This window comes from Pigmentiphaga sp. H8 (assembly GCF_003854895.1).
Taxonomy (GTDB): Bacteria; Pseudomonadota; Gammaproteobacteria; order Burkholderiales; family Burkholderiaceae_B; genus Pigmentiphaga.
Genome location: NZ_CP033966.1, coordinates 2,228,620 through 2,249,734, shown reverse-complemented (window position 1 = coordinate 2,249,734; position 21,115 = coordinate 2,228,620). Strand labels below are relative to the sequence as shown.

Below are 21,115 nucleotides of genomic sequence, written 5' to 3'. Positions count from 1 at the left end.
GCTACAAGGCCGCGCGCCGCAAGGTGTTGCGCCCCTCGGCCTTGGCCTGGTAGAGCGCGGCATCCACCTTGTCGAAGATGTCGGCGGTGCGGCGTTCGCCGCGGAAGATGCCGAATCCCATCGACGCGGTCACGACGCCATGCGGCGGATTACCCTGGTGAGCAATCGCCATGCCCGCGATGGCCACGCGTATCTCGTCGCAGAAGCACGCGCCCTCGGCGTCCTCCCTCAAGCGGCAGGCCAGCAGGAATTCCTCGCCGCCGATCCGGAAAACCCGGTCGTCGGACCGGCTCAGCATGCCCCGCAGGAGGTCGCCCACGCGCTTGAGCACCCGATCGCCCGCGGCATGGCCGTAGTGGTCGTTGTAAGCCTTGAAATTGTCGACGTCGAGAATGGCCACGCACTTCAGCAGTCCGTCGTCGGGCGCCTCGACGAAAGCGGGAAACTCCTGCGTATAGGCTCGGCGATTGGGGACGCCCGACAAGGGATCCAGCAGCGAGGACCTGGCCTCGGTGATGTCGGTGAAGATCCAGATCCGCGCGCGGAAGGATCCGTCCGCCACGAAGGGCACGCTGCGGCGGGCGAACACACGCCCGTCCTTGAAGTACAGTTCGTCGCGGTAGGCCTCGTCCGTGGCATGAAGAATCTCCACGTGCTCCAGGAAGCGGTCGGGATCGGCAAGCTGATCGCTGGCGTGGGCCAGCATCCGGCTTTCGCTCCAGCCTTCCCGCGCTTCCTCGGGAAACCGCCATTGCTCCATGAAGGCCTTGTTCGCGTAGATCACCCGCCTGTCGGCATCCACCAGCAGGACGCCGTCGGGCAGCGCATCCAGCGCGAACTTGAAGATCCCCGCCGGCACGGGTGGCCTGGGCGGGGCCCCAGCCATGGCGGATGTTCTTGTTATCTGGCTCATACACGGCACGCCGTCGACGTGGACAGAATCCAAAGATAGCGCACTCGCCGCGCCGGTGCATGCCGGCCCCGCCGGTCACTGGATCCGGATGTTCCGCTTGCGCACGATTTCGCCCAGCTCGGCCTGGCTGCGCAGGAAGAATGCCCGGAACTGCTCGGGCGTGCCGGGATCGGGAATGAAGCCCCGGTCGCGCAGTTCCTGGTTCACGTCGGGCTGTTGCAGCGTGTCGCGTATGGCCGCCGCCAGGATATCCCGCACCTGCGGCGGCATGCCCTTGGGCGCCAGCACGCCCTGCCAGCTGTACATGTCGAATCCCGGATAGCCGCTTTCGTCCACGGTGGGCACGTCGGGCAGGTAAGGCAGGCGCTCCCGGGTGGACACCAGCAGGACCTTCAGCTTGCCCGTGCGCAGATAGGGCAGCGCCGTGGCCGGATCGGAGAAATACAGGTCGATCTGGCCGCCGAGCAGGTCGCGTATCGCCGGCGCGGCACCCGGAAACGGCACATGGGTAGGATGCACGCCCACCCGCCCGGCCAGGGCCTCCATGGTCAGGTGATTCATCCCGCCCTGCCCCCAGCTTCCATAGGTGACCCGGTCGCCCCGCTCCTTCATGTAGGCCAGGAGCCCCGCCGCATCCGAAACCGGCAGGTCGCGGCGGGCCAGCAGGAGCAGCGGCGTGCGCACCAGCGGCGCCACGAAGTCCAGGTCGCGCTCGGCCGAGTATTTCAGGTCGGGATACAGCGCGGCGTTCACCGCGACCTGCTCGGCCGTGTTCATCACGGTGTAGCCGTCGCGGGCGGCCGACAACAGCGCCTGCGTGCCGATGATGGTGTTGCCGCCCGGCCGGTTGTCCACCACGATCGCCTGCCCCAGCTTCCGTGCCAGGTGCTGCGTGACGACCCGCGCCACGTTGTCGGCGCCGCCGCCAGCGGGATAGGGAACCAGCCACCGGATGGGATGCGCCGGATAGGACTGGGCCGCGGCCGTGCCGGCGGCCAGGCACGAGAACATCGCGAATATCGCTGGGATAAGCCGCATGGCGCCTCCTTTTGTAAAACGATCGTTTAATTTTTTCAATATATCCCAAATATTGGGATATAAGCATTATTTTTAATACGGTCGTTTCACAAAAGGAAGGCTGCCAGCGATGATCGCCCCCCTCGTTCAGTCGGGCGTCCAGGCGGGGTTATGGACGGCTTCCCAGAGATGGCCGTCGAAATCCTGGAAATAGCCGGCGTACCCGCCCCAAAAGGTTGGCTGCGCCGGCTTCACCACGCGGGCACCCGCGGCGGCGGCGCGGGCCATCACCGCGTCGACCTCCTCGCGCGACGCGACGTTGTGGCCAAGCGTGAACTCCGTCGGACTGCGCCCGCTTCTTTCTATCCCGGCGTCGTGCGCGATGTCCGCGCGCGCGAACAGCGCCAGCTTGAGCCCCGCCTGGAGCTCGAAGAAGGCCACCGCACCGTGTTCGAACTCCTTGCCGATGATGCCCTCGGTCGGCAACCCCAAGCCGTCGCGGTAGAACGCCACCGAGGCCTCCAGGTCGTCCACGCCGATCGTGATCACGCTGATGCGTGGCTTCATGCCTGCTCTCCTTTCGTCCGTTCAATCGGTCATCATGCCTCAAGGGATGCCGGCGCGGCGCACGGCACGTGCGGCATCACCGTCAGCTTCCTGGCGACCATGCTAGGATGGCCGCATCCCGTCTCCGATCGGCAGCCGACGCGAACAATGACCTCCACGCTGGCGCGAGTCGCCATCTCGCAATCCGAGCTGTTCCGGGAATGGTCCGAGGCGGACATCGCCCGGCTGGTCGAGGCCTCGGAGGTCCTGCGGCTCGAATCCGGCACCTTGCTCCATGGACCGGGGGAAACCGTTCCCTTCCTGTACCTGATCGCGTCCGGCTCGCTGCGCATGTCCTTGCGCACCGGCTCCAACCGCGAGTTCGCCTTCCGGCTGCGCTTTGCCGGCGATTTCCTGGGCCTCGGTCCGCTGCTGTCCGGCGAACCCTTCGTCTACACCGTCACGTGCCGGGGCCAGACCCATCTGGTCAGGATACCCGGTCCCTTTCTGAAAGACATGCTGGTGCGCAACGGCCGCCTGGCCGTCGCCATGTTCGCGGGATTCAACCGACGGCACAGGAACATGATCGCCCTGTATGCCGACGCCTCCACGGGCTCCCTGCGCGCGCGGCTCGCCTCGCTGCTGGGCCTCATCGCCAACGCGTCGGGGCACGCCACGAACGAGATAGAAGTCCTTCAGGACGAGCTGGCCGAATTGCTCGGCACCCGCAGGCAAGGGGTCAACCGCGAACTGCGGGCACTGGAGAAACTCGGCGTGCTTGCCCTGGAATACGGCCGCATCGTGATCGCCGACAGGGCCGCCCTGCAGGAGCTGGCGATACTGCCAACCCCCGCCCCGCTCCCCTAGAAGCGGTGCCTGATGCCGACGTCGAAGCCCTTCTGGCCATAGACCGGCGTCGTCGCATCGCCGATCGAGTACGCTGCGCCCGAGCGATTGCGAATCAAGCCGAACGAGGTGTACAGGTTCGTTCGTTTGGACAAGGCATAGGTATAGCCCATCGCATAAAACGTCGCCTTGGCACCGGTGGCCCCGGTCCGGCGCTGGTCGCGCGCATGGGTGATGCCGCCAAGCACGGTATGCGGCCCCCTCGACCATTTCAGGCCGGCCATGTAGATGTTGACGTTCGTATCCGCGATCGTCGTCCCGGGCACGCCGTTCAAGGTGGACCGGACCGCCTGGAACGCCGAATACACCGTCACCGCTCCGGCGCGGTAGCTCCCCGTCAGCGCGACGGAGTGGCTGGTGGCCGTATCGGTGGCATTGCGCTGGTTGGAGTAGCCCAACGCCACGCGGGCAGGACCATCCTGGTAGCTCAGCGCGCCGTTATAGGCGCGCGCGGCCGAGCGGTTTCCGGCAACCTCGCCGAAGCCATACAGGAAACCCGCGGCCCACCCCCTCCATCTCGGCGTCGCGTAGGAAACCGAGTTGTTGACGCGGGAGTTCGTGCTGAAGACGTTGTTCATTCTGCCCATCATCCCCATGCCGAAAGGATCCGCGGGCAATATCGCATCGAGGTAGAACGGGCTGTACTGCCTGCCCAGCTTGATGTTCCCCATGGGCGTATCCAGTCCGACATGGGCCTTGCGCCCGAACAGCGCGCCCAGCGTCGAGGTGCCCGTGTCGGCGTTGAACCCTGCCTCCAGGTCGAACGTGGCTTTCCATCCGTTGCCCAGGTCCTCCACGCCCCGCAGCCCGAAGCGCGATCCGGACTGCCCTCCTCCCGTCAGCGACGTTACGCTTCCTTGCTTGGGCGCGATCGGATCGGACTGATGGACGAAACCGGAGTCCACGATCCCGTAGATGGTCACCTTGGCCTGTGCGCCGGCGCAGTTCCATGCCCCCAGGCAAATCATTCCCCCGACGATGGTGATCGTCTTCATTTCCCCTCCGTTGATTCTGATTCGATAAGACGACAGCCGGGCGGCCGCCCTATTGCGACTTGACGTTCGCCTGTTTCACGATGCCCTGCCAGCGCGCGACTTCCCGGGTCAGCTGGATCTTGGTCTCTTGCGCCGAATACGGCTCGGGAATGCCCGATCCCCGCGAGCGCGAGGCCTGCTGCAGGTCCGGCTGGGACAGGGCGCGCAGGATCTCGGTATTCAAGGTCTTGACGATGGTCGCGGGCGTTCCCGCCGGCGCGACCACGAAGGTGGACGTCGTCACGTCGCTCTCGGGCAGGCCCACGTCCTTCATCGTGGGAACGCCTTTCATGCCGGGCAGATCCTGCAACTGATTCGTCCCGCCTACGGCCAGCGCGCGCGCCTCGCCGTCGCGCAGCGACCCGACGATTCCCGGCACCAGTTCGAAGGCCGCATCGACCTCCCCCGCGCGCACCGCGGTCGTCAGCTTGGCCGCCGTCCCGTAGGGAACGATGACGAAATCCCCCTTGGTCTCCTCCCGCATCAAGGCCGCGCCCAGATACTGGATTCCCCCCGCCACGTCGCCCGTCGCCACGATGACCCGCCCCGGCTTCGTCTTGATCTCCCGGATCAGGTCTTCCATGGTCTTCAACGGCGAGTCGCGTTTGACCACCACGGCGAGCTGACCGGTACTGATCTGCGCGACCGGTTCGAAATCACGCAGCACGTCGATGTTCTTGGCGGCGAAGATCGCATCGCCGATCGCCGCCTTCGTGCCCATGATCATCAGCGTGTAGCCGTCCGGTTCGGCGCGCTTGACCCGCTGCATGGCAACGATGCCGCCCGCCGACGGCTCGTTGATGACGACGACCTGCGTGTTCATGGCCACGGAAAGCTTCTGGGCCAGCACACGCGCGGTGATATCGGATGAACCGCCCGGCGCCGCCTGGACGATCAGCGATATGGGACGCGAAGGATAGCCGTCGGCGGCCGAAGCCGCCGCCGCGTATGCCATCAATGCCAGACAGGCTGCCCGGGGCAACGCGACCCGGAAGTTTCTCGATTGGATCTTCATTATGTCTCCTGTTGTTGTAGTCAGCGCCCGGCTGCCAGCCCGGCCGCTACGGTACGAGTACCGATACCCCCACCAGGCGGCCCGATTCCAGCGCCCGATGAGCCTGCCCACAGTCGGCCAACGCCAGCCGTTGGTTCACGTGGATGCGTATCGCGCCCGATTCGACGAGCTGGAAGAATTCCCCCGCCAGCTCCCGCCTCTCCTGCTTCGTCGACGCATAGTCGGCCAATGCCGGCCGGGTGAAGAAAGGCGATCCGTGGCGCCCCAGAGCGATGGCATCGATGGGAGGCACCGGACCGGACGCGGCGCCGAAACTGACGAACAGCCCTCGCCTGGACAGGACGCGCAGCGACACGTCAAAAGTGCTCCGGCCCACGCCGTCCAGCACCACGGGTACGCCGCGGCCGCCCGTCAACGCCATGACCTGCGCCACGACCTCGTCGGTGCCGCCGCGCACGATCACGTGTTCGCAGCCATGGGCCAGCGCGATGTCGACCTTGCCGGGATCCGACACGGTTCCGATCACGCGCAGCCCGAGATGCCGGGCCCATTGGCCGACGATCAGGCCGGTGCCGCCCGCCGCCGCATGCAGCACCAGGGACTCGCCCGCCCGCCAGGGGTGGATGCGGCGCATCAGGTAGGCCGCGGTCATGCCGCGCATGGTGCTGGCCGCGGCCACATCCAGCCCTACCCCCTGCGGGACCGGAACCAGATACCGGGTATCGACGATGCGCTCGCTGCTGTAGGCCCCCAGCGGGCTGCTGGCGTAAGCCACGCGGTCCCCTACCTTGACATCCGCCACGCCCGCCCCCAGTTCTTCGACGACGCCGGCGGCCGATCGCCCCAACGGCGACGGCAAGGCGACGGGATACAGTCCCGACCGGAAATAGATGTCATTGAAATTGACGCCTATCGCGGCATGCCGGATCCTCACCTCGCCATAGCCCGGCGGGGCAACGTCATACGCCTCGCACCGCAGGACCTCGGGCCCTCCCGTCTGGTGAAACCGGATCACGCTTGCCATGGTTGCTCCTCGCCCGCTTCCGTGCTCAGGCCTCGGGCCTGGCGGGCAGGACCGTGGCGACCGCCTCCCCGAATCCCAGCCTCGGCCACCCTGGTTTCTGGCAATGCGCCCGGACGATCACCGTGTCGCCATCCTGGACGAACGCGCGCGCTTCGCCGTTGGGCAACGCGAAAGGCTGGCGGCCACCTCGCGTCAATTCGAACATGCAGCCGCAGGCCTCGTCGCCGGGCCCCGAGATCGTGCCCGTTCCAATCAGGTCGCCGGACTCCAGTACGCAACCGTTGAGCGTGTGATGGGCGACCATCTGCCCAGGTGTCCAGTAGGCGTCCGTCAGCCGGCTCGCCCCCAGCAGCACCGGGCCCTCTCCTGCCTCGACCAGCCGCTCGGTCAACAACAGCACCTCCATGCGAACGTCCGGCATGCCCCGCTCCCGATTCTGGCCGGAGTCCAGGCAGGCGGGCGGCATGGGCTGCCCCTGCGGCCGGGACATCGCTACCCGATAAGGTTCCAGGGCCTCCGCCGTCACCACCCACGGCGACACCGTCGTCGTGAAGCTCTTGGACTGGAACGGCCCCAGGGGCTGGGACTCCCATCCCTGCATGTCCCGCGCCGTCCAGTCATTCAGCGCCGAATAGCCGAAGATCGCCGCGTCGGCGGCATCCACGCCCAGCGGCTCGCCGTGCGCGTTGGATGTGCCCACGTAGATGCCGAGCTCGACCTCGTAGTCCAGCATCCGCGTCGGGTCCGTCAAGGGCCGGTCGTGCTCGAAGCGCCCTGCCTGCCCCCGAGGGCGGGCGAAGCCGTAGCCGCTCGTCCGGACCGTCGACGCCCGGCTGTGATAGGCGATCGGACTCCAGACGAAACTCTGGGGAAGCTCGGGATGGTCGGGGCGCTTGACGCGGATCACCTTGGAGATGTGATGCATCGAGGCCAGGTAGTCCGAGAAATTGCCGATCTTCAGCGGAAGCAGGAACTCGGCATCGGCGATGGTGTGCAGATGTTGCTCGGCCTCCCGCCGGAATGGCGACTCTTCCCGCAGAAGCCGCGACAATCCCAGCCGCAGGCTCGCCCAATGCGCCGGCCCCAGTTCCATCAGCGCCTTCATCGACGCGCCGCGGCACGCCTGGACCGCCGGCCCGCATTCGGCGGCCAGGCAGTCCGCCATTGCGCCGATATCCAGGATCAGGTCGCCGATGCCCACGCCGACGCGGAAGTCACCTCCCTGGCGCCTGGGCCTGAAGACAGCCAGAGGCAGGTTCTGGATGGGGAAGTCGGCCTCAGGCCGGTTGGCCGAGGCCACGAACGAGCGCAGCGCCGGATCATGGGTCTCGTTCAGGCGCGACGCCCCTGCATCCGGAATGAAAGAAGCATCACGCATGTTGCCGCTCCTTGGTGGCCGCGTTCGCGCTCTGCGCCTCCAGGAATGCCCTGCGCAACGCCTTGCGCTCTTCGCGCAGTTCCACGTTGTGGTACTGGATCTGGTCGACACCGGGTGCGATCACTTCCGAGGTGCCGCGCAGGTCGTTGTAGGCAATACCGCTGCCATCGCCGTTGGGCCCCAGGCCCAGCGGCTTTCCTCCCCGCTCGAACTCGTCCAGCCCCTGGAAGAAGCGCTGGCGCATCTTGGCGATCACCAGGTCGCTGGCGCCCAGGTGCTCCTTCGTGCGATCCACGATGGGCACGCTTTCGGCCACGGCGGCATCCTCGGCGCGCAGGTCCTTGAAGCCCGACCAGTGCCCCAGCTTCATCGCCTCGCGATTCTGGCCGAAGTCCTCCCGGCTGCGGTCCAGCGAGTTGAGCAGGAAGTCGTCATGGTCGACGAACTTCAAGCCCAGCGCCCCCCGCTCGATCGACTGTTTCTTCCACCACTCCTGGGTATGGGCCATGTCCCACTCGAAGCGCCAGAAAGCCGTACGCCGATTGTTGATCGGGATCATGAACAGCACTCGCCCTTCATCGGTGCGCATGCTGCCGTTCAGGACCGTGAACGGCGCCAGGTATTCCGTCACGCGCAGATAGACCTGGCCATCCTCGCGCTCGCGCCGCGAGTAGGCCTGGAATCCGTAGGGCGTATCGACCACCGACAGCTTCGGCGCATGCACGCCCTTGATCGCGACGACGCTTTCGTTGATCTCCGCCTTGACCGGCTGGGCATGCAGGAGGCCGATGTGGGCGGAATCCAGCAACGTCTCCAGGTTCTGTGTCCAGTTCGAATCCGTATAGCCGACCCGGGCGCGTCGATGCTCGGCCGGCAGGAGACAGAATTCCCATTCGGGAAAGACCGGAGGTTCGCCCGGCCCCAGATAGACCCACAGCGCGCCACCTGCCTCCCGGACAGAGAAGGCGGGAACCTTGATGGTCGAACAGAAGCGCGGATTGGACTCCGACGGCGTGGCGATGCACTTGCCCGACACGTCGAACTTCCAGCCGTGGAAGATGCAGGTCAGCGCATTGTCACCGGTGCGGCCCAGGGCCAGGGAAGCTCCGCGGTGCGGGCACTGCTCCTCGAAGAACCCGACCTTCCCGTTGCCGTCGCGGAAGGACACGAACTGCTCGCCCAGCAGCTCGACCTTCCTGGGCGGGCCGTTGGGTTCGAGCGACTCGGACCTCAGGTAAGGAAGCCAATACCGGCGGGCCATGTCGTGCAGGGTGGACCCCGGCTCGACGTCGTTGTAGCGGTCATTATCTGCTGCGGACAGCATGGGGCATTCTCCAGGATCGTTCCGTATCCGCGTTCCCCGGAGCCTGATGGGCCGGGGAACACCGTGGAACGGATTCTGGCGCGCTGCTCGCGGTTTGTTGACCGCCGCACCGTCGAGAATGTCCGCTTTGGTTCAAACCCGGGCACCTTGCCGCGCACACTGGAACAAACACGACAATTGCGCATTTTTTCTTCTCGCCCCTGCCTGCCCCCTCTCACAGAATACGTTTCATGAGCCACGCGGCGACTCCATCGAAGTCGCGCCTGGCGATCGTCTCCCTATGCGTGAAGGTGGCATGAACATGGAATCGACCCAGACCCAGCGCCTGGAGCAGCAGGACGCCCGCTTCCGGCAACTGACCGAAATGTCGCCGGATACCCCGATGGGCCGCCTGCTCAGGCAATTCTGGCACCCCGTCGCCCTCTCGCGCAGCGTGGCGCCCGGTACCGCCCGCGCCATCACCTTGATGGGGCAGGAATACGCCCTCTATCGGGGCAGCTCGGGTCAGCTTCATCTCCTGGCGAACCGCTGTGCCCATCGCGGCACTCGGCTGCATACCGGTTGGGTGGAAGGCAACCAGTTGCGCTGCATGTACCATGGCTGGAAATTCGACGGATCCGGGCAATGCGTCGACCGTCCCGCGGAACGGCCCGGCAGCCATGCCCAGGTCCGGGTCGCGGCCCACGCCGTGCATGAATACTGCGGACTGGTCTTTGCCTACGTCGGCCTCGGCGCCCCGCCTCCCTTCGACCTGCCGCGCAAGCCCCGCTTCGAGCAGCCCGGCGTGTTGCTCTTCCAGCGCCAGGAAATCTGGCCTTGCCACTGGCTGCAGCATGCCGAGAACTCGCTCGACGCGGTTCACGTCAGCTTCGCTCACCAGATGGGCAAGATCGGCGCTTTCGGCCAGGCGATCACAACGGACATTCCCGAGCTGTCCTACGAGGAGACCTCCGCCGGCATCCGGCAGACCGCGACCCGCCACGTCAATGGCAAGAGCCAGATCCGGGTCAGCGACTGGACGTTCCCCTATGGAAATCACGTCGTACTTCCCGGCGTGTCCGCCGAAGCTCCCTGGATAGAAAGCGCGAACTGGATGGTACCGCTCGACCAGACGCATACCCTGCGCGTCTCGCTCCGGGCCGTACCGTCCACGACACCCGAGGCCGATGCCGAGCTGGCGCGCTACTTCGAAGACTGCGATGGCTACGACTCGTCGGATCACCATGATGCGCTCTTCGCCGGGCACTATCCCGACGACCCGCTGGTCCGGTTGACCAGTGCGCAGGACTACGTTGCCCTCGTCGGCCAGGGTGCCGTGGCCGATCGCGCCTCGGAGTTCCTGGGCGCTTCGGACCGGGGCATCTCCATGCTGCGCAGGATCCTGTGGCGCGAGATGGAGGCCTTGCGCAACGACGCCCCGACCAAGGCCTGGACCCGCCTGGAAAGCGCGCCGACGCTTTTCCAATATGCCGAAACGGCCTGAATCCTCGCTCCCGGCCAAGCCCTCCATCGCCTCCACTCACAGGTGTCCCATGATCGGACTGACAAGACTCGCCATCCTCGCCCTCGGTACGCTGTTGATCGTCGCCTGGACGCCGCCTGCGGCGCGCGCCGCCGACATCTACCCGTCCAAACCCATCTCCCTGATCCTCCCCTTCGGCGCCGGTAATGGCTCGGACCTGTCGTCGCGGCGGCTGGCGACCCAGCTGGGCAAGATCCTGGGGCAGCAGATCGTCGTCGAGAATCGCCCTGGCGCCGGCGGCGTCGGCGCGGTCAAGCAGGTTACCTCCGCCCCCGCCGACGGCTATACGCTGATGCTGGCGGGCGCGGGCATGCCCATCAGCCAGGCCCTGTTCAACCCGCCGCCCTACGACATGCTGAAAAGCTTCGTGCCGGTATCGGCCATCAGCAGCAACGACGTTGCCTTTCTCGTCAAGGCCTCATCCCGGTACGCGACGCTCGACGATTTCATCCGCGAAGCGAAGGAAAGGAAGAAGGGCTTGATGGTAGGCGTGTCGTTGCTCGGTACCACCCAGCACATGGCCGCGGAACTGTTCAAGCTCCACACCCATACCGATTTCACCATCGTTCCCTTCCGCACGGCATCCATGCTCACGACCGCACTCGTGGGCGAGAACATCGATCTCGCCTTCGAGTTCGTCGCACCGACCCTGCCGATGCTCAACAGCGGCCAGCTGCGAGCGCTGGCCGTCAGTTCCGCCCAACGATCGCCCGTGCTGCCCCAGGTGCCGACCGTCGCCGAACAAGGCATACCCGACTATGCCGTGTCCTCGTGGGGCATGATCGTCGCCCCGGTCAATACTCCCGCTCCGATCGTCAAGCGGCTCAACACAGAGATCCAGAACGTATTGCAGGACCCGGAGTTCATCCGGCAACTGCAGGGAAGCGGCACACGCGTGCTTGGAGGGACGACAGACCAGGCTCGGCAACTGATGGAAAGCGAGATCGTTCGCTGGAAAAAAGTGATCGATACCGCCGGCATTGCCTTGCAGTAGTCCGTCCACCGTCGTCTCGGGACATCGCCATGATGAAAGTCTGGCCATTGGTGAAATGGCATGCCGTGGACTGTACGCTCGCCCGACTGGCCGTTGCTCACTCCGAACTCTTTTCCGGCTGGCCCGACGAACCAATTGCCCGGCTCATCGGCGCCGCGGATCTCGTCACGCTGGAACCCGGGGACTGCCTGCACCGCTCCGGCGATGAAGCGCGCTTCCTGTACCTGCTGGTTACGGGTTCCATGCGCCTGACGCGTCCGGTGGCGGGAGACCGCCCTTTCATCTTCGGCATCCATCTTGCCGGCGACTTCCACGGGCTGGGCCCTATCCTGGCCCGGACGCCACACATCAATACCTCCATTTGCAAGGACCGCACCACATTGGTCCGCATTCCCGCCGAAATCCTGCGCAAGCAGATCGCCGACAACGGCCGGCTGTCCTTTCCCTTGTTCGCCGCGCTCGAGCGCCGCCACCTTCGCGCCACCAACCTGTACATGACCGCCACGGTCCGCTCGATCCGTTCTCGCGTAGCGGAGCTCCTGAGGTCGTTCGGCGCGCGCAGGGCGCGCAGCCACACCGGTGGAGAGATCCGGCTATCCCAGGATGAAATAGCCACCATGCTCGGCACCCGCCGTCAGGTCATCAATCGGACCCTCCGGGAAATGGCGGGAGAAGGCGCCATTCACGTCCAGTACGGACGCATAACCGTCGACGATCCGGCGTTACTGGAAAGAATGGCACAGGACGAAGGCAAACCGGTCTTCTGAAACCTTTACTCGAACTTCCCCTTCATGAACAGCAGCTCACTCCTTACGGTACTGGTTCACGCCATCCGCCTCGAAGCGCAGGGCATCATCAGTGTCGAGTTCCGCTCGCCCACGGGCGATGAACTGCCTGCCTTCGCCGCGGGCTCCCACATCGACCTGCATCTGCCCAACGGCCTGGTGCGCAGCTATTCGCTGTTCAATTCGCCCGAAGAGCGGCATCGCTACGTGGTGGGAGTGCTGAACGACCGTAACAGCCGCGGCGGTTCGCGCTTCGTGCACGAGCAGCTGCGGGTGGGCTCGACCATCAAGATCGCGCCGCCGCGCAACAACTTCGAGCTGGACGAGTCGGCGGCCAAGTCGGTGCTGGTGGCCGGCGGCATCGGCGTGACCCCCATCTTCTGCATGGTCAACCGCTTGCGCGCGATCGCCAAGCCGGTGGAGCTGCTCTACTGCGCGCGCACCAAGAGCGAAGCGGCTTTCGTCGACGAACTGGTGGCCTCGGGTGGCCAGGTCACGACGCGCTTCGACGACCAGGCGGGCTGCCCGCCCAACCTGCGCGAGCTGCTGGCCGGCCATCCGGCCGACACGCACTTCTACTGCTGTGGTCCCACGCCCATGCTGGATGCCTTCGAGGCCACCTGCAAGGAGCTGGGCTACCAGAACGTGCACATCGAGCGCTTCGCCGCCGCCGGCGAAGTCACGGCCGCGCAGGAAGGCAGCTACCAGGTCGAACTGGCCAAGTCGGGCAAGACCATCGACGTGCCGGCCGGCATGGCGCTGCTCGACGCGCTGCTGGAAGCGGGCATCGACGCCGATTACAGCTGCCGCGAAGGCGTGTGCGGCGCGTGCGAGACCGCCGTGCTGGAAGGCACGCCCGACCATCGGGATTCGGTGCTGACCGAGCGCGAACGCGAGTCGAACAAGACCATGATGGTCTGCGTGTCCGGCTGCAAGGGCAGCAAGCTCGTCTTGAACCTATGACCCCGCGGGCGGGCGCCCTTTTTGCCTACGACACCTTCAGCGGCACTCCGGTCTTGGCCTGGATTTCCTCGGCGCTCACGCCTTCCGCCAGTTCCACCAGCACCAGCCCATCCGCCATCACGTCGATCACGCCAAGGTCGGTAATGATGCGATCGACGACTCCGACGCCCGTCAGGGGCAGCGTGCACTCGGGCAGTATCTTCAGCTCGTAGCCGCCATCCTTCTTCCTGGCCACGTGCTCCATCAGGATCACCACCCGCTCGACGCCGGCCACGAGGTCCATCGCGCCCCCCATGCCCTTGACCATCTTGCCGGGAATCATCCAGTTGGCCAGGTCGCCCTTCCCGCTCACCTGCATGGCGCCCAGGATGGACAGGTTGATCTTGCCGCCGCGGATCATCGCGAAGCTCTGGTCGCTGCCGAAGATCGACGATCCCGGCAGCGTGGTCACGGTCTGCTTGCCCGCGTTGATCAGGTCTGCGTCCACCTGGTCGTCGGTCGGGAACGGACCGATGCCCAGCATGCCGTTCTCGGATTGCAGCCAGACCTCGATATCGCCCGGTACATGGTTGGCCACCAGGGTCGGGATGCCGATCCCCAGATTCACGTAGAAACCGTCGCGCAGTTCACGCGCGGCCCGCGCCGCCATCTGGTCCTTGCTCCATGCCATGATCAGTTCTCCGCCTTGGTCGTCGTACGCTGTTCGATCCGCTTTTCCGGGTGGCTGTTCTGCACGATGCGATGGATGTAGATGCCCGGCAAGTGGATGTCGTCGGGCGCCAGATCGCCGACCTCGACGATCTCCTCGACCTCGGCAATGGTGATCCTTCCGGCGGTCGCCGCCGCCGGATTGAAATTGCGGGCCGTGTAGCGGAAGCGCAGATTGCCGGCACGGTCGGCCACGTGCGCCTTGATCAGGGCCACGTCGGGCACCAGCGACCGTTCCATCACATAGGTTTCCCCGTCGAACTCGCGCAGTTCCTTGCCCTCGGCGACCAGGGTTCCCACGCCTGTCTTGGTGAAAAAGGCCGGGATGCCCGCTCCGCCGGCGCGCAGCTTCTCGGCCAGCGTGCCTTGGGGCGTGAATTCCAGCTCGAGTTCTCCGCTCAGGTACTGGCGTTCGAACTCCTTGTTCTCGCCCACGTAGGACGAGATCATCTTCCGGATCTGCCGGGTTTCCAGCAGCTTGCCCAGCCCGAAACCGTCCACGCCGGCATTGTTCGAGATCACGGTCAGGCCCTTGACGCCCGAGGCGCGCAGCGCCTCGATCAACGCCTCGGGGATGCCGCACAGGCCGAAACCGCCCACCGCGATCATCTGCTCGTCTTTCACGACGCCCGCGATCGCATCGGGGGCGGATGGATAAATCTTGTTCACGACACCTCCTCCAAGGACAGGAACCACCGCATCGCCCTCGCGGCCAGGGGCTGGCGGACGGCGAGCGTTTGAAAGATACTACGTACCTATCTACGTAGTTTTGCTTAGGAGCCACGGGTGTCCACCGACTCGGACTATCGCCTGGCCTTCGAAATGGCCCCCATCGGCCTCGTGCTCTCGAAGGACCGGATCATCGTCGACTGCAACAGCTACGTCTGCGACGTCTTCCACGCGTCCCGGGAAATCCTGCTGGGCGCGTCCTTCCGCGAGCTATATCCCACGACCGAGGAATTCGAGCGCTTGGGCAGGCGCATCGCCCCCATCCTGAACAAGCATGGACGCTATGCCGACACGCGTATCATGAAGCGCGCCACCGGACAGCACTTCTGGTGCCGGGTGACCGGCCGCGCCTTCAACCGGGAACGCCCGCACGAGGCCGGTATCTGGACTTTCGAGGATGTCAGCGCCGAGCGGCCGCACACGTCGGAAGCCCTGACGCCGCGCGAACGGGAAGTCGCGTCGCGGCTCCTGGACGGCAAGACCTCGAAGATGATCGCCCGGGAGCTCGACATCAGCCCGCGCACGGTGGAGGTGTTCCGCGCGAGTCTGATGAAGAAATTTTCAGCGACGAATACGGCGGACCTGATTCACCGGATGCTGTCGGCGTGACCGAGGAATGGCAACACATGAAAGGACTTCAAATGAAAGCAACCCTGGTATTCGGCTTTGCCCTGGCAGCGGCGGGATGCGCGGACATGCCCGATAAGGCCAAGACCGCCCGGATCGCAAACCCCGCATCCGAGTACTGCATCGAACAAGGCGGCAGGGTCGAACTGCGCCAGGAAGCGAATGGGACGGTGGGCTATTGCCACCTGCCGGACGAGCGCGTGGTCGAGGAATGGACGCTGTTTCGCAGCAAGGCCGGCGGCAATCGGCGGTAATACGCCGCCCCTACCTGTCGGCTTATGGCCGGGCGACGACGTGGCCAGGCGCCTTCGGCATGGCGACGAAGCCGGGCAATGCCTCGATACGACCCAGCCAGGCTCGAACGGCCGGGTATGCCTCCAGGGACAGCCCACCCTCCGGCGCATGCGCGATGTAGGTATACGCCGCGACATCCGCCAGCGAGGGACGTTCCCCGGTGGCGAACATCCGCTCCGACAGCATCGCCTCCAGGACCGGAAAGAGCTTCAGGCTGATCGCCACCGCATGGTCCATGGGGACCAGTTCCTCGCCATAGACCCGCAATCGACGCGCCGCGCACGGACCGAACGCGATCGGTCCGGCCGCCAGCGAGAACCATTGCTGCACGAGCGCGCTTCCTTCCGGGTCCTCGGGCAGCCAGGCGGGCCCGCCATACTTCTTCGCCAGGTAAACCAGGATGGCGTTCGAATCGTGAAGAATCGTGTCGCCGTCGACGATGACGGGTACCTGCCCGAAGGGATTCATCGCCAGGAACTCGGGCGTCCTCAGGACGCCGCCGTGCGGATCGACATCGATCTTCTCGTAGGGCAGCCCGAGCAGGGAAAGCAGCAATTGCACGCGATGGCCGTGGCCCGAATACGTCATCGAATACAGGCGGATGGGCATGGTGGAAGCTCCGGTCAAGGCCACGCCACGCCGCTTCCCCATGCCTGGGCAAAGCGCAGCAAACCGGTCCCGGCATGGCAGTTCACGTATTCGAAAGAAGGCGTGGCGCCAAGCACGAAGACTTCATGCCAGGTGACGACGCTGCGTTCGGCCCCGTACTGCCGGCGCTTGGCCAGCGCATGCCGGAAGATGTCGAGGTGGCTCTTGTGGCTGGCCGCCCATCGTTCAAGCGGCGCCAGGGAAAGGAAGTAGCCGTGCTTGGACGTTTCCCTCAGCTCCCTGCCTTCGCTGTCCAGCGCCACCAGCGAACGCAGGGACAGGCACCCGGTCGTTCCGGCGTGGTCCTTGAGATACGCCATGCCCGTGTCCAGCTTGGGCTGCAGGTTGGCGTAGTAATCGTCCAGCTGTTCCCCTTCCGCCTGCGCCCAATACTGGCCCGATCGGATGTTCACCACGTTGGGCGGCACGTCTATCCTGATCCGCCTGCCGGCTCCGGCATCGAACCCGCCTTCGGGAGCCTCGTCCCCATAGGGGGAGTCCAGCGGGTCCACGGCCGAAATGGGAAGCCGGTCGCGCATCGCACCGAAATAGCCGGCGACATGCATGGGCTCCAGTTCGCAGCCCTTCGTGCGCGCGATGCCGGCCCGGTAGTACGGCTCGGAAAAAATCGTCTCTATCCGGTCGTAGGGCACGACCAGGGTTTCGCGCCAATGGCCCAGCGTTTCCTTTTCCCGCTCCGGCGACGCGAACCAGCCGTTGAATGCGTCGCGGTGCTTCCAAGCCGCATAGCGCGTCAGGTCGACCCAGTATGCGATGACGATGGAATTGGCGAAGCCGGCCTCGTCCGTACAGCGGACCTCGTCGAAGCAGTCCGGCCCCCAGGGGCTGGCGAATGCCGCCCTTGCCCTGTCGAAGAAGGTCCGCTCCGCGCCGAGGTCGGAGGGCTGGCGCTGCACGGCGATGTAGTCGGCCACCACCGTCGTGACAGGCGCAAGCCAGCGGACCTGGAACTTCGGCGCCCCGGGGGTGAAGTCCCCCGGCCGCCGGGCCGGTATCGTACGCGGGTATTCCATGTGAAAACTCATTTTTGGGCTCACTGATGCGGGTGCTCAAGCTCGGCCGTGGGCGCCTTCCAGGCCCGGCGATTCTTCCTCGACCGGCTGTTCGCGCAGGAACAGGCCGCCGATCACCACCGACAAGGCCGCGAAAATGACCGGATACCAGAGGCCGAAGTAGATGTCGCCGGTAAAGGCCACCATCGCGAACGCCACGGCGGGAAAAAAGCCCCCGAAAATCCCGTTGCCCACATGGTAGGGGAAAGACAGCGCGGTATATCGGACACGGGCGGGAAACATCTCGACCAGCGCGGCGGCAAGGGGAGCATAGACCATCGCAAAAAACACACACAGGATGACCAGCAGCAGTATCACCATGCCATGGTTGACCCGCGCGGGGTCCGCCTGGCTGGAATAGCCGGCCTTCTCGAGCGCGGACTTCAGCACCGCGGCGTCGAAGCCCGTCAGCGTGGTGCCGCCGATCTGGGTGACGGGGTTGACGGCGGCGGGATCCGAGACGTTGTCATAGGGCACGCCGGACTTGGCCAGCAAGGCCTTGACGTTGTCGCATTCCGTCACGGGCGGATTCTTGCCCAGCAGGTCGATCTGCACCTTGCAGGTGCCGGGCGCGGCGCGCACCGTGACGGGACTGGACGTCGAGGCCGCCTGCAGGCCAGGGTTGGCATATTGCGTCAGCGCCTTGAACACCGGGAAGATCGTCAGCGCCGCGAGCAGGCAGCCCGTCAGGATCACCTTCTTGCGGCCGATCTTGTCCGAGATGGCCGCGGCGCCCCACATCATGGGCAGGCAGATCGCCAGCGAAATGGCGTTCAGGAAACTGGCCGTGCCTATGTCCAGCCTGAGCGTCTGGGTAAGAAAGAAGAACGAATAGGTCTGCGCCGTGTAGAGCACCGTCGTCACACCCATGACCAGGCCGAACAGGGCGATCAGCATGGCCTTGATGTTGGCCCAGCTACCGAAGGTTTCCTTGATGGGCTGCTTGGACGTCTTGCCCTCGGCCTTCATCTTCATGTAGACGGGAGACTCGTGCAAGACCGTGCGGATGTAGACCGAGATCGCCAGCATGACCGCGGAAAGCAGGAACGGAATGCGCCAGGCCCATTCCTCGAAGGCGTCGCCGAAGCTCGTGCGGCAGACATACACCACCAGCAGCGCCAGGATGGAGCCGCCCGCACCCGTCATCTGGATCCAGCTGGTGTTGCGCCCTTTCCTGCCCGGGCTGGCATGCTCGGCCACGTAGATCGCGGCGCCCCCGTATTCGCCGCCCAGGCCCAGGCCCTGCAATACGCGCAACAGCAGCAGGAGAATCGGCGCCAGAATGCCGACCTGCGCATAGGTGGGAATCAGGCCCACGCAAAATGTGGCGCCTCCCATCAGCACGATGGTGATGAGGAAGGTGTACTTGCGCCCGATCATGTCGCCCAGGCGGCCGAACAGCAGCGCCCCCAGCGGACGCACGGCAAAACCGACCCCGAAGGCGATCAGCGCGAACAGATAGGCGCTGGACGGCGACAGCGGCGCGAAGAACAGCTTGGAGAAGACCGATGCCACCGCGCCGAACAGGAAAAAATCGTACCACTCGAACAGCGTGCCTAGCGTGGATCCCACGATGACGAGCCGTTCATGCTTCTTGGAATTCTTGATCGTTGACTCTTGTGCCGACATGATTTCTCCCAATTCCCCCAACGATTATTGACGCACTCAATCGGCCACGAAGGTAACCGGCTGCATGGGCGTGGTGTTCACGGTCAGATTGAAGATGTCCGGCCGGGAATAATGGCCGCAGACGTCGAAATCCACGTTGCTGGCCCGTCCGACGCCGGTGTCGATATCCGCATACAGGATCGTCTCGGTATCGAACACCGGCCCCGCCAGGACTTCTCCCAGGGGACTCACGATCATGCTGCCGCCCCGCATCAGGTAGTCCTCGTCGGCCGCCTGCATGCCGAAATCCTCGCGATAGAAAGGCGGATACTCGCCCAGCTTGATGGCCTGGCATGCGCTCAGCACGTGCACCCGCCCTTCCAGGGCGACGTGGATCATCGTGGGTGCCCAGCTGGCCCGGTCATCGGCGGTCGGGGCGCAGTAGATTTCCGTCCCCTGCGCGTACATCGCCTGCCGGAAAGCGGGCATGTAGTTCTCCCAGCAGATGACCGAGCCGATGCGGCCCAGCGGGGAATCCACCGGGGCGATCGTCGAGCCGTCGCCGAAGCCCCAGATGATGCGCTCCTGGCCGGTCGGCATGAGCTTGCGGTGATAGCCGGCCAGGCCGGCCTCGGGGGCAAGCGTGACGCTGGTGCAGTACAGCGTGCGCCCCACCCGCTCGATCACTCCCATCACCACGTGGACGCCCGTCTCGGCAACGACCTCGCGCAGCAACGCCAGCTCGGGGCCATCCAGGGTGACCGCGCCCTCCATGTAGCGCCGGAAATGCGCCCGTCCCACGTCCGTGCGGCGGCCGACCACGGTCCCGAACGCGGAACCCTTGGGATATCCCCCAAGAAAGGCTTCCGGAAAAACGACCAGCGACGCCCCTTCTCCCGCGGCGGTACGGATCAGGCCGGCAGCCTTCTCCGCCGTCTTCTGCGGTTCGAAGGGAACCGACGATGCTTGGACCACAGCAGCCTTGAACATCCACACACTCCCGAGGAGACATTTTCAATGGGCCTCCATTCTCGTGACCGCGAGATGTTCCGTCCATCCGAACGTATCGAACATCATGTTCTAATAAACTGCACACGAAGGACAAAGAATCCCATGCAGATCCCCGCCTACCGCTACTTCCTCGCCGTGGCCGAAACCGGGTCGATCCGGCGCGCCGCCGAGCTGATGCATCTGAGCCCCTCTGCCATCAGCCGCCAGGTCCAACTGCTCGAGCACACGTTTCGTTCCCCCCTGTTCGAGCGGAACCAGACCGGCATGGCATTGACGGAAGAAGGCCGCATCGTGGCCGCGCAAATGCGCAACAGCCTGCGCGACATGGAGCTCGCGCGCGCGCGCATCGATGAACTGCACGGGCTGGTGCGAGGCAATGTCGGTTTCGCGTCGATCGAAGGCGTCATGACCGGCTGGCTGCTGCCCGCCATCGCCCGATTCCGCGCCTCGCACCCGGGTATTACCTTCGATGCCCGGGTCGCCGGGTCGGAGCAGGTCCTGCGCCTGGTCCATGACGGCGCGGTGGATCTCGGCATTGCCCTGGCGCCGGACGAGCACGATCCCGACCTGGAGATCGTCCACCGCTTCGTCACGCGCTACGTCGTGGCCGTCGCGCCCGGCCACGCGCTGGCCCGGCGCCGCCGCATCGACCTGAAGACGCTGCTTGCGCAGCCGCTGGCCTTGCTGGATGCGAACTTCGAGACCCGGCGCTGGCTCACCCAGGCCACGACACGCCGGCAATTACCGCTCAAGGCCGCCCTGAACCTGGATCACATCGAGAGCATCAAGCGCGCCGTGCGTGGCGGCGAATTTGCCACGGTGCTGCCGGACTATGCCGTGACCACCGACGCGGCTGCCGGGGAACTGGCCATGATCGAGCTGGAAGGTGCCTCGGCGGCGCGCACGGCCACCGTGCTGTGCTCCCGGAAGGGCCGGGTGCAGACGCGCGCGGCGCAGGCGGTCATCGACCTGCTGGCCGGCTCCGCACCGGCCTGA

The 21,115-nt window shown here is 65.4% G+C and carries 22 protein-coding genes; 8 read left to right on the top strand and 14 right to left on the bottom strand.

The genetic code is table 11. The features are described 5' to 3' along the window. Window position 1 precedes the first annotated feature (1 nt). The 3 genes from EGT29_RS10620 to EGT29_RS10610 all read right to left on the bottom strand — a co-directional run bounded on the left by EGT29_RS10620 (window position 2) and on the right by EGT29_RS10610 (window position 2,497). Window positions 2-886 (bottom strand): sensor domain-containing diguanylate cyclase, encoded by an 885-nt coding sequence (locus EGT29_RS10620; protein WP_161567776.1) that lies wholly within the window; start codon window positions 884-886, stop codon window positions 2-4. A 102-nt stretch (window positions 887-988) separates the two neighbouring features. After that, window positions 989-1,951, bottom strand: coding sequence for a tripartite tricarboxylate transporter substrate binding protein (locus EGT29_RS10615; RefSeq protein WP_124688997.1), 963 nt, complete (start codon window positions 1,949-1,951; stop codon window positions 989-991). 126 nt (window positions 1,952-2,077) lie between these two features. Further along, the gene (locus EGT29_RS10610; protein WP_124688996.1) at window positions 2,078-2,497 is read right to left on the bottom strand and encodes a VOC family protein; all 420 of its coding nucleotides are present in this window, start codon (window positions 2,495-2,497) and stop codon (window positions 2,078-2,080) included. 147 nt (window positions 2,498-2,644) lie between these two features. On the opposite strand from EGT29_RS10610, the gene EGT29_RS10605 reads away from it, so the two are divergent. Next, complete coding sequence (locus EGT29_RS10605; protein ID WP_161567775.1) at window positions 2,645-3,343, top strand: Crp/Fnr family transcriptional regulator; 699 nt, start codon at window positions 2,645-2,647, stop codon at window positions 3,341-3,343. On the opposite strand, the gene EGT29_RS10600 is transcribed toward EGT29_RS10605, so the two are convergent. Genes EGT29_RS10600 through EGT29_RS10580 form a run of 5 tightly spaced genes read right to left on the bottom strand, consistent with a single transcriptional unit; the run spans window position 3,340 to window position 9,157 of the window. Then, complete coding sequence (locus EGT29_RS10600; RefSeq protein WP_124688994.1) at window positions 3,340-4,377, bottom strand: porin; 1,038 nt, start codon at window positions 4,375-4,377, stop codon at window positions 3,340-3,342. The genes EGT29_RS10605 and EGT29_RS10600 overlap by 4 nt on opposite strands. A 49-nt stretch (window positions 4,378-4,426) precedes the next feature. Then, window positions 4,427-5,431 (bottom strand): tripartite tricarboxylate transporter substrate binding protein, encoded by a 1,005-nt coding sequence (locus EGT29_RS10595; RefSeq protein WP_124688993.1) that lies wholly within the window; start codon window positions 5,429-5,431, stop codon window positions 4,427-4,429. A gap of 46 nt (window positions 5,432-5,477) precedes the next feature. Further along, window positions 5,478-6,455 (bottom strand): quinone oxidoreductase, encoded by a 978-nt coding sequence (locus tag EGT29_RS10590; RefSeq protein WP_124688992.1) that lies wholly within the window; start codon window positions 6,453-6,455, stop codon window positions 5,478-5,480. Window positions 6,456-6,480: 25 nt separating this feature from the next. Next, complete coding sequence (gene fahA, locus EGT29_RS10585; protein ID WP_124688991.1) at window positions 6,481-7,833, bottom strand: fumarylacetoacetase; 1,353 nt, start codon at window positions 7,831-7,833, stop codon at window positions 6,481-6,483. Then, the gene (locus EGT29_RS10580; RefSeq protein ID WP_124688990.1) at window positions 7,826-9,157 is read right to left on the bottom strand and encodes a Rieske 2Fe-2S domain-containing protein; all 1,332 of its coding nucleotides are present in this window, start codon (window positions 9,155-9,157) and stop codon (window positions 7,826-7,828) included. The genes fahA and EGT29_RS10580 overlap by 8 nt, the downstream gene beginning before the upstream one ends. Window positions 9,158-9,458: 301 nt before the next feature. Here EGT29_RS10580 and EGT29_RS10575 point away from each other — a divergent pair, with 301 nt between their 5' ends. From EGT29_RS10575 to EGT29_RS10560, 4 genes are read left to right on the top strand one after another with little or no spacing between them, the layout of a single operon-like run. Continuing rightward, window positions 9,459-10,640 carry a Rieske 2Fe-2S domain-containing protein gene (locus EGT29_RS10575; RefSeq protein ID WP_238160358.1) on the top strand — a complete coding sequence of 394 codons (1,182 nt, stop codon included), beginning with the start codon at window positions 9,459-9,461 and terminating at the stop codon, window positions 10,638-10,640. 49 nt (window positions 10,641-10,689) lie between these two features. Further along, window positions 10,690-11,673 (top strand): tripartite tricarboxylate transporter substrate binding protein, encoded by a 984-nt coding sequence (locus tag EGT29_RS10570; protein WP_161567774.1) that lies wholly within the window; start codon window positions 10,690-10,692, stop codon window positions 11,671-11,673. A 29-nt stretch (window positions 11,674-11,702) separates the two neighbouring features. Beyond that, window positions 11,703-12,440: a Crp/Fnr family transcriptional regulator gene (locus tag EGT29_RS10565; RefSeq protein WP_124688988.1), complete on the top strand. Its 738-nt coding sequence runs from the start codon at window positions 11,703-11,705 to the stop codon at window positions 12,438-12,440. A gap of 24 nt (window positions 12,441-12,464) precedes the next feature. Further along, window positions 12,465-13,421 (top strand): PDR/VanB family oxidoreductase, encoded by a 957-nt coding sequence (locus tag EGT29_RS10560; RefSeq protein WP_124688987.1) that lies wholly within the window; start codon window positions 12,465-12,467, stop codon window positions 13,419-13,421. 25 nt (window positions 13,422-13,446) lie between these two features. Here the strand turns inward: EGT29_RS10560 and EGT29_RS10555 are convergent, their stop codons facing one another. Then, the gene (locus EGT29_RS10555; protein ID WP_124688986.1) at window positions 13,447-14,091 is read right to left on the bottom strand and encodes a 3-oxoacid CoA-transferase subunit B; all 645 of its coding nucleotides are present in this window, start codon (window positions 14,089-14,091) and stop codon (window positions 13,447-13,449) included. A 2-nt stretch (window positions 14,092-14,093) separates the two neighbouring features. Beyond that, window positions 14,094-14,798, bottom strand: a complete 705-nt coding sequence (locus EGT29_RS10550) for a CoA transferase subunit A (RefSeq protein WP_124688985.1) — start codon at window positions 14,796-14,798, stop codon at window positions 14,094-14,096. Window positions 14,799-14,915: 117 nt separating this feature from the next. On the opposite strand from EGT29_RS10550, the gene EGT29_RS10545 reads away from it, so the two are divergent. Further along, window positions 14,916-15,467 (top strand): LuxR C-terminal-related transcriptional regulator, encoded by a 552-nt coding sequence (locus EGT29_RS10545; protein ID WP_255465725.1) that lies wholly within the window; start codon window positions 14,916-14,918, stop codon window positions 15,465-15,467. Between the two features lie 32 nt (window positions 15,468-15,499). Next, window positions 15,500-15,739, top strand: coding sequence for a DUF333 domain-containing protein (locus EGT29_RS10540; protein WP_124688984.1), 240 nt, complete (start codon window positions 15,500-15,502; stop codon window positions 15,737-15,739). Window positions 15,740-15,761: 22 nt separating this feature from the next. Here the strand turns inward: EGT29_RS10540 and EGT29_RS10535 are convergent, their stop codons facing one another. Genes EGT29_RS10535 through EGT29_RS10520 form a run of 4 tightly spaced genes read right to left on the bottom strand, consistent with a single transcriptional unit; the run spans window position 15,762 to window position 20,098 of the window. Then, entirely contained in the window at window positions 15,762-16,388 is a 627-nt protein-coding gene (locus EGT29_RS10535; RefSeq protein WP_192901807.1) for a glutathione S-transferase family protein, read from the bottom strand. A gap of 14 nt (window positions 16,389-16,402) precedes the next feature. Beyond that, a complete protein-coding gene (locus EGT29_RS10530; RefSeq protein WP_238160357.1) occupies window positions 16,403-17,461 on the bottom strand; it encodes a phenylacetaldoxime dehydratase family protein in 1,059 nt (352 codons plus the stop codon). A gap of 36 nt (window positions 17,462-17,497) precedes the next feature. Beyond that, complete coding sequence (locus EGT29_RS10525; RefSeq protein WP_124688981.1) at window positions 17,498-19,129, bottom strand: MFS transporter; 1,632 nt, start codon at window positions 19,127-19,129, stop codon at window positions 17,498-17,500. A 36-nt stretch (window positions 19,130-19,165) separates the two neighbouring features. After that, window positions 19,166-20,098 (bottom strand): carbon-nitrogen hydrolase family protein, encoded by a 933-nt coding sequence (locus EGT29_RS10520; protein WP_124688980.1) that lies wholly within the window; start codon window positions 20,096-20,098, stop codon window positions 19,166-19,168. Window positions 20,099-20,221: 123 nt separating this feature from the next. On the opposite strand from EGT29_RS10520, the gene EGT29_RS10515 reads away from it, so the two are divergent. Beyond that, window positions 20,222-21,115: a LysR family transcriptional regulator gene (locus EGT29_RS10515; protein WP_238160356.1), complete on the top strand. Its 894-nt coding sequence runs from the start codon at window positions 20,222-20,224 to the stop codon at window positions 21,113-21,115.

Coding starts and splice junctions, on each gene's coding strand:
- EGT29_RS10535 (WP_192901807.1), bottom strand. CDS start 16,388: ATGCCCATCCGCCTGTATTCGATGACGTATTCGGGCCACGGCCATCGC.
- EGT29_RS10615 (WP_124688997.1), bottom strand. CDS start 1,951: ATGCGGCTTATCCCAGCGATATTCGCGATGTTCTCGTGCCTGGCCGCC.
- EGT29_RS10580 (WP_124688990.1), bottom strand. CDS start 9,157: ATGCTGTCCGCAGCAGATAATGACCGCTACAACGACGTCGAGCCGGGG.
- EGT29_RS10515 (WP_238160356.1), top strand. CDS start 20,222: ATGCAGATCCCCGCCTACCGCTACTTCCTCGCCGTGGCCGAAACCGGG.
- EGT29_RS10570 (WP_161567774.1), top strand. CDS start 10,690: ATGATCGGACTGACAAGACTCGCCATCCTCGCCCTCGGTACGCTGTTG.
- EGT29_RS10610 (WP_124688996.1), bottom strand. CDS start 2,497: ATGAAGCCACGCATCAGCGTGATCACGATCGGCGTGGACGACCTGGAG.
- EGT29_RS10620 (WP_161567776.1), bottom strand. CDS start 886: ATGGCTGGGGCCCCGCCCAGGCCACCCGTGCCGGCGGGGATCTTCAAG.
- EGT29_RS10595 (WP_124688993.1), bottom strand. CDS start 5,431: ATGAAGATCCAATCGAGAAACTTCCGGGTCGCGTTGCCCCGGGCAGCC.
- EGT29_RS10530 (WP_238160357.1), bottom strand. CDS start 17,461: ATGGAATACCCGCGTACGATACCGGCCCGGCGGCCGGGGGACTTCACC.
- EGT29_RS10565 (WP_124688988.1), top strand. CDS start 11,703: ATGATGAAAGTCTGGCCATTGGTGAAATGGCATGCCGTGGACTGTACG.
- EGT29_RS10525 (WP_124688981.1), bottom strand. CDS start 19,129: ATGTCGGCACAAGAGTCAACGATCAAGAATTCCAAGAAGCATGAACGG.
- EGT29_RS10560 (WP_124688987.1), top strand. CDS start 12,465: ATGAACAGCAGCTCACTCCTTACGGTACTGGTTCACGCCATCCGCCTC.
- EGT29_RS10555 (WP_124688986.1), bottom strand. CDS start 14,091: ATGGCATGGAGCAAGGACCAGATGGCGGCGCGGGCCGCGCGTGAACTG.
- fahA (WP_124688991.1), bottom strand. CDS start 7,833: ATGCGTGATGCTTCTTTCATTCCGGATGCAGGGGCGTCGCGCCTGAAC.
- EGT29_RS10600 (WP_124688994.1), bottom strand. CDS start 4,377: ATGAAGACGATCACCATCGTCGGGGGAATGATTTGCCTGGGGGCATGG.
- EGT29_RS10520 (WP_124688980.1), bottom strand. CDS start 20,098: ATGTTCAAGGCTGCTGTGGTCCAAGCATCGTCGGTTCCCTTCGAACCG.
- EGT29_RS10590 (WP_124688992.1), bottom strand. CDS start 6,455: ATGGCAAGCGTGATCCGGTTTCACCAGACGGGAGGGCCCGAGGTCCTG.
- EGT29_RS10540 (WP_124688984.1), top strand. CDS start 15,500: ATGAAAGCAACCCTGGTATTCGGCTTTGCCCTGGCAGCGGCGGGATGC.
- EGT29_RS10605 (WP_161567775.1), top strand. CDS start 2,645: ATGACCTCCACGCTGGCGCGAGTCGCCATCTCGCAATCCGAGCTGTTC.
- EGT29_RS10575 (WP_238160358.1), top strand. CDS start 9,459: ATGGAATCGACCCAGACCCAGCGCCTGGAGCAGCAGGACGCCCGCTTC.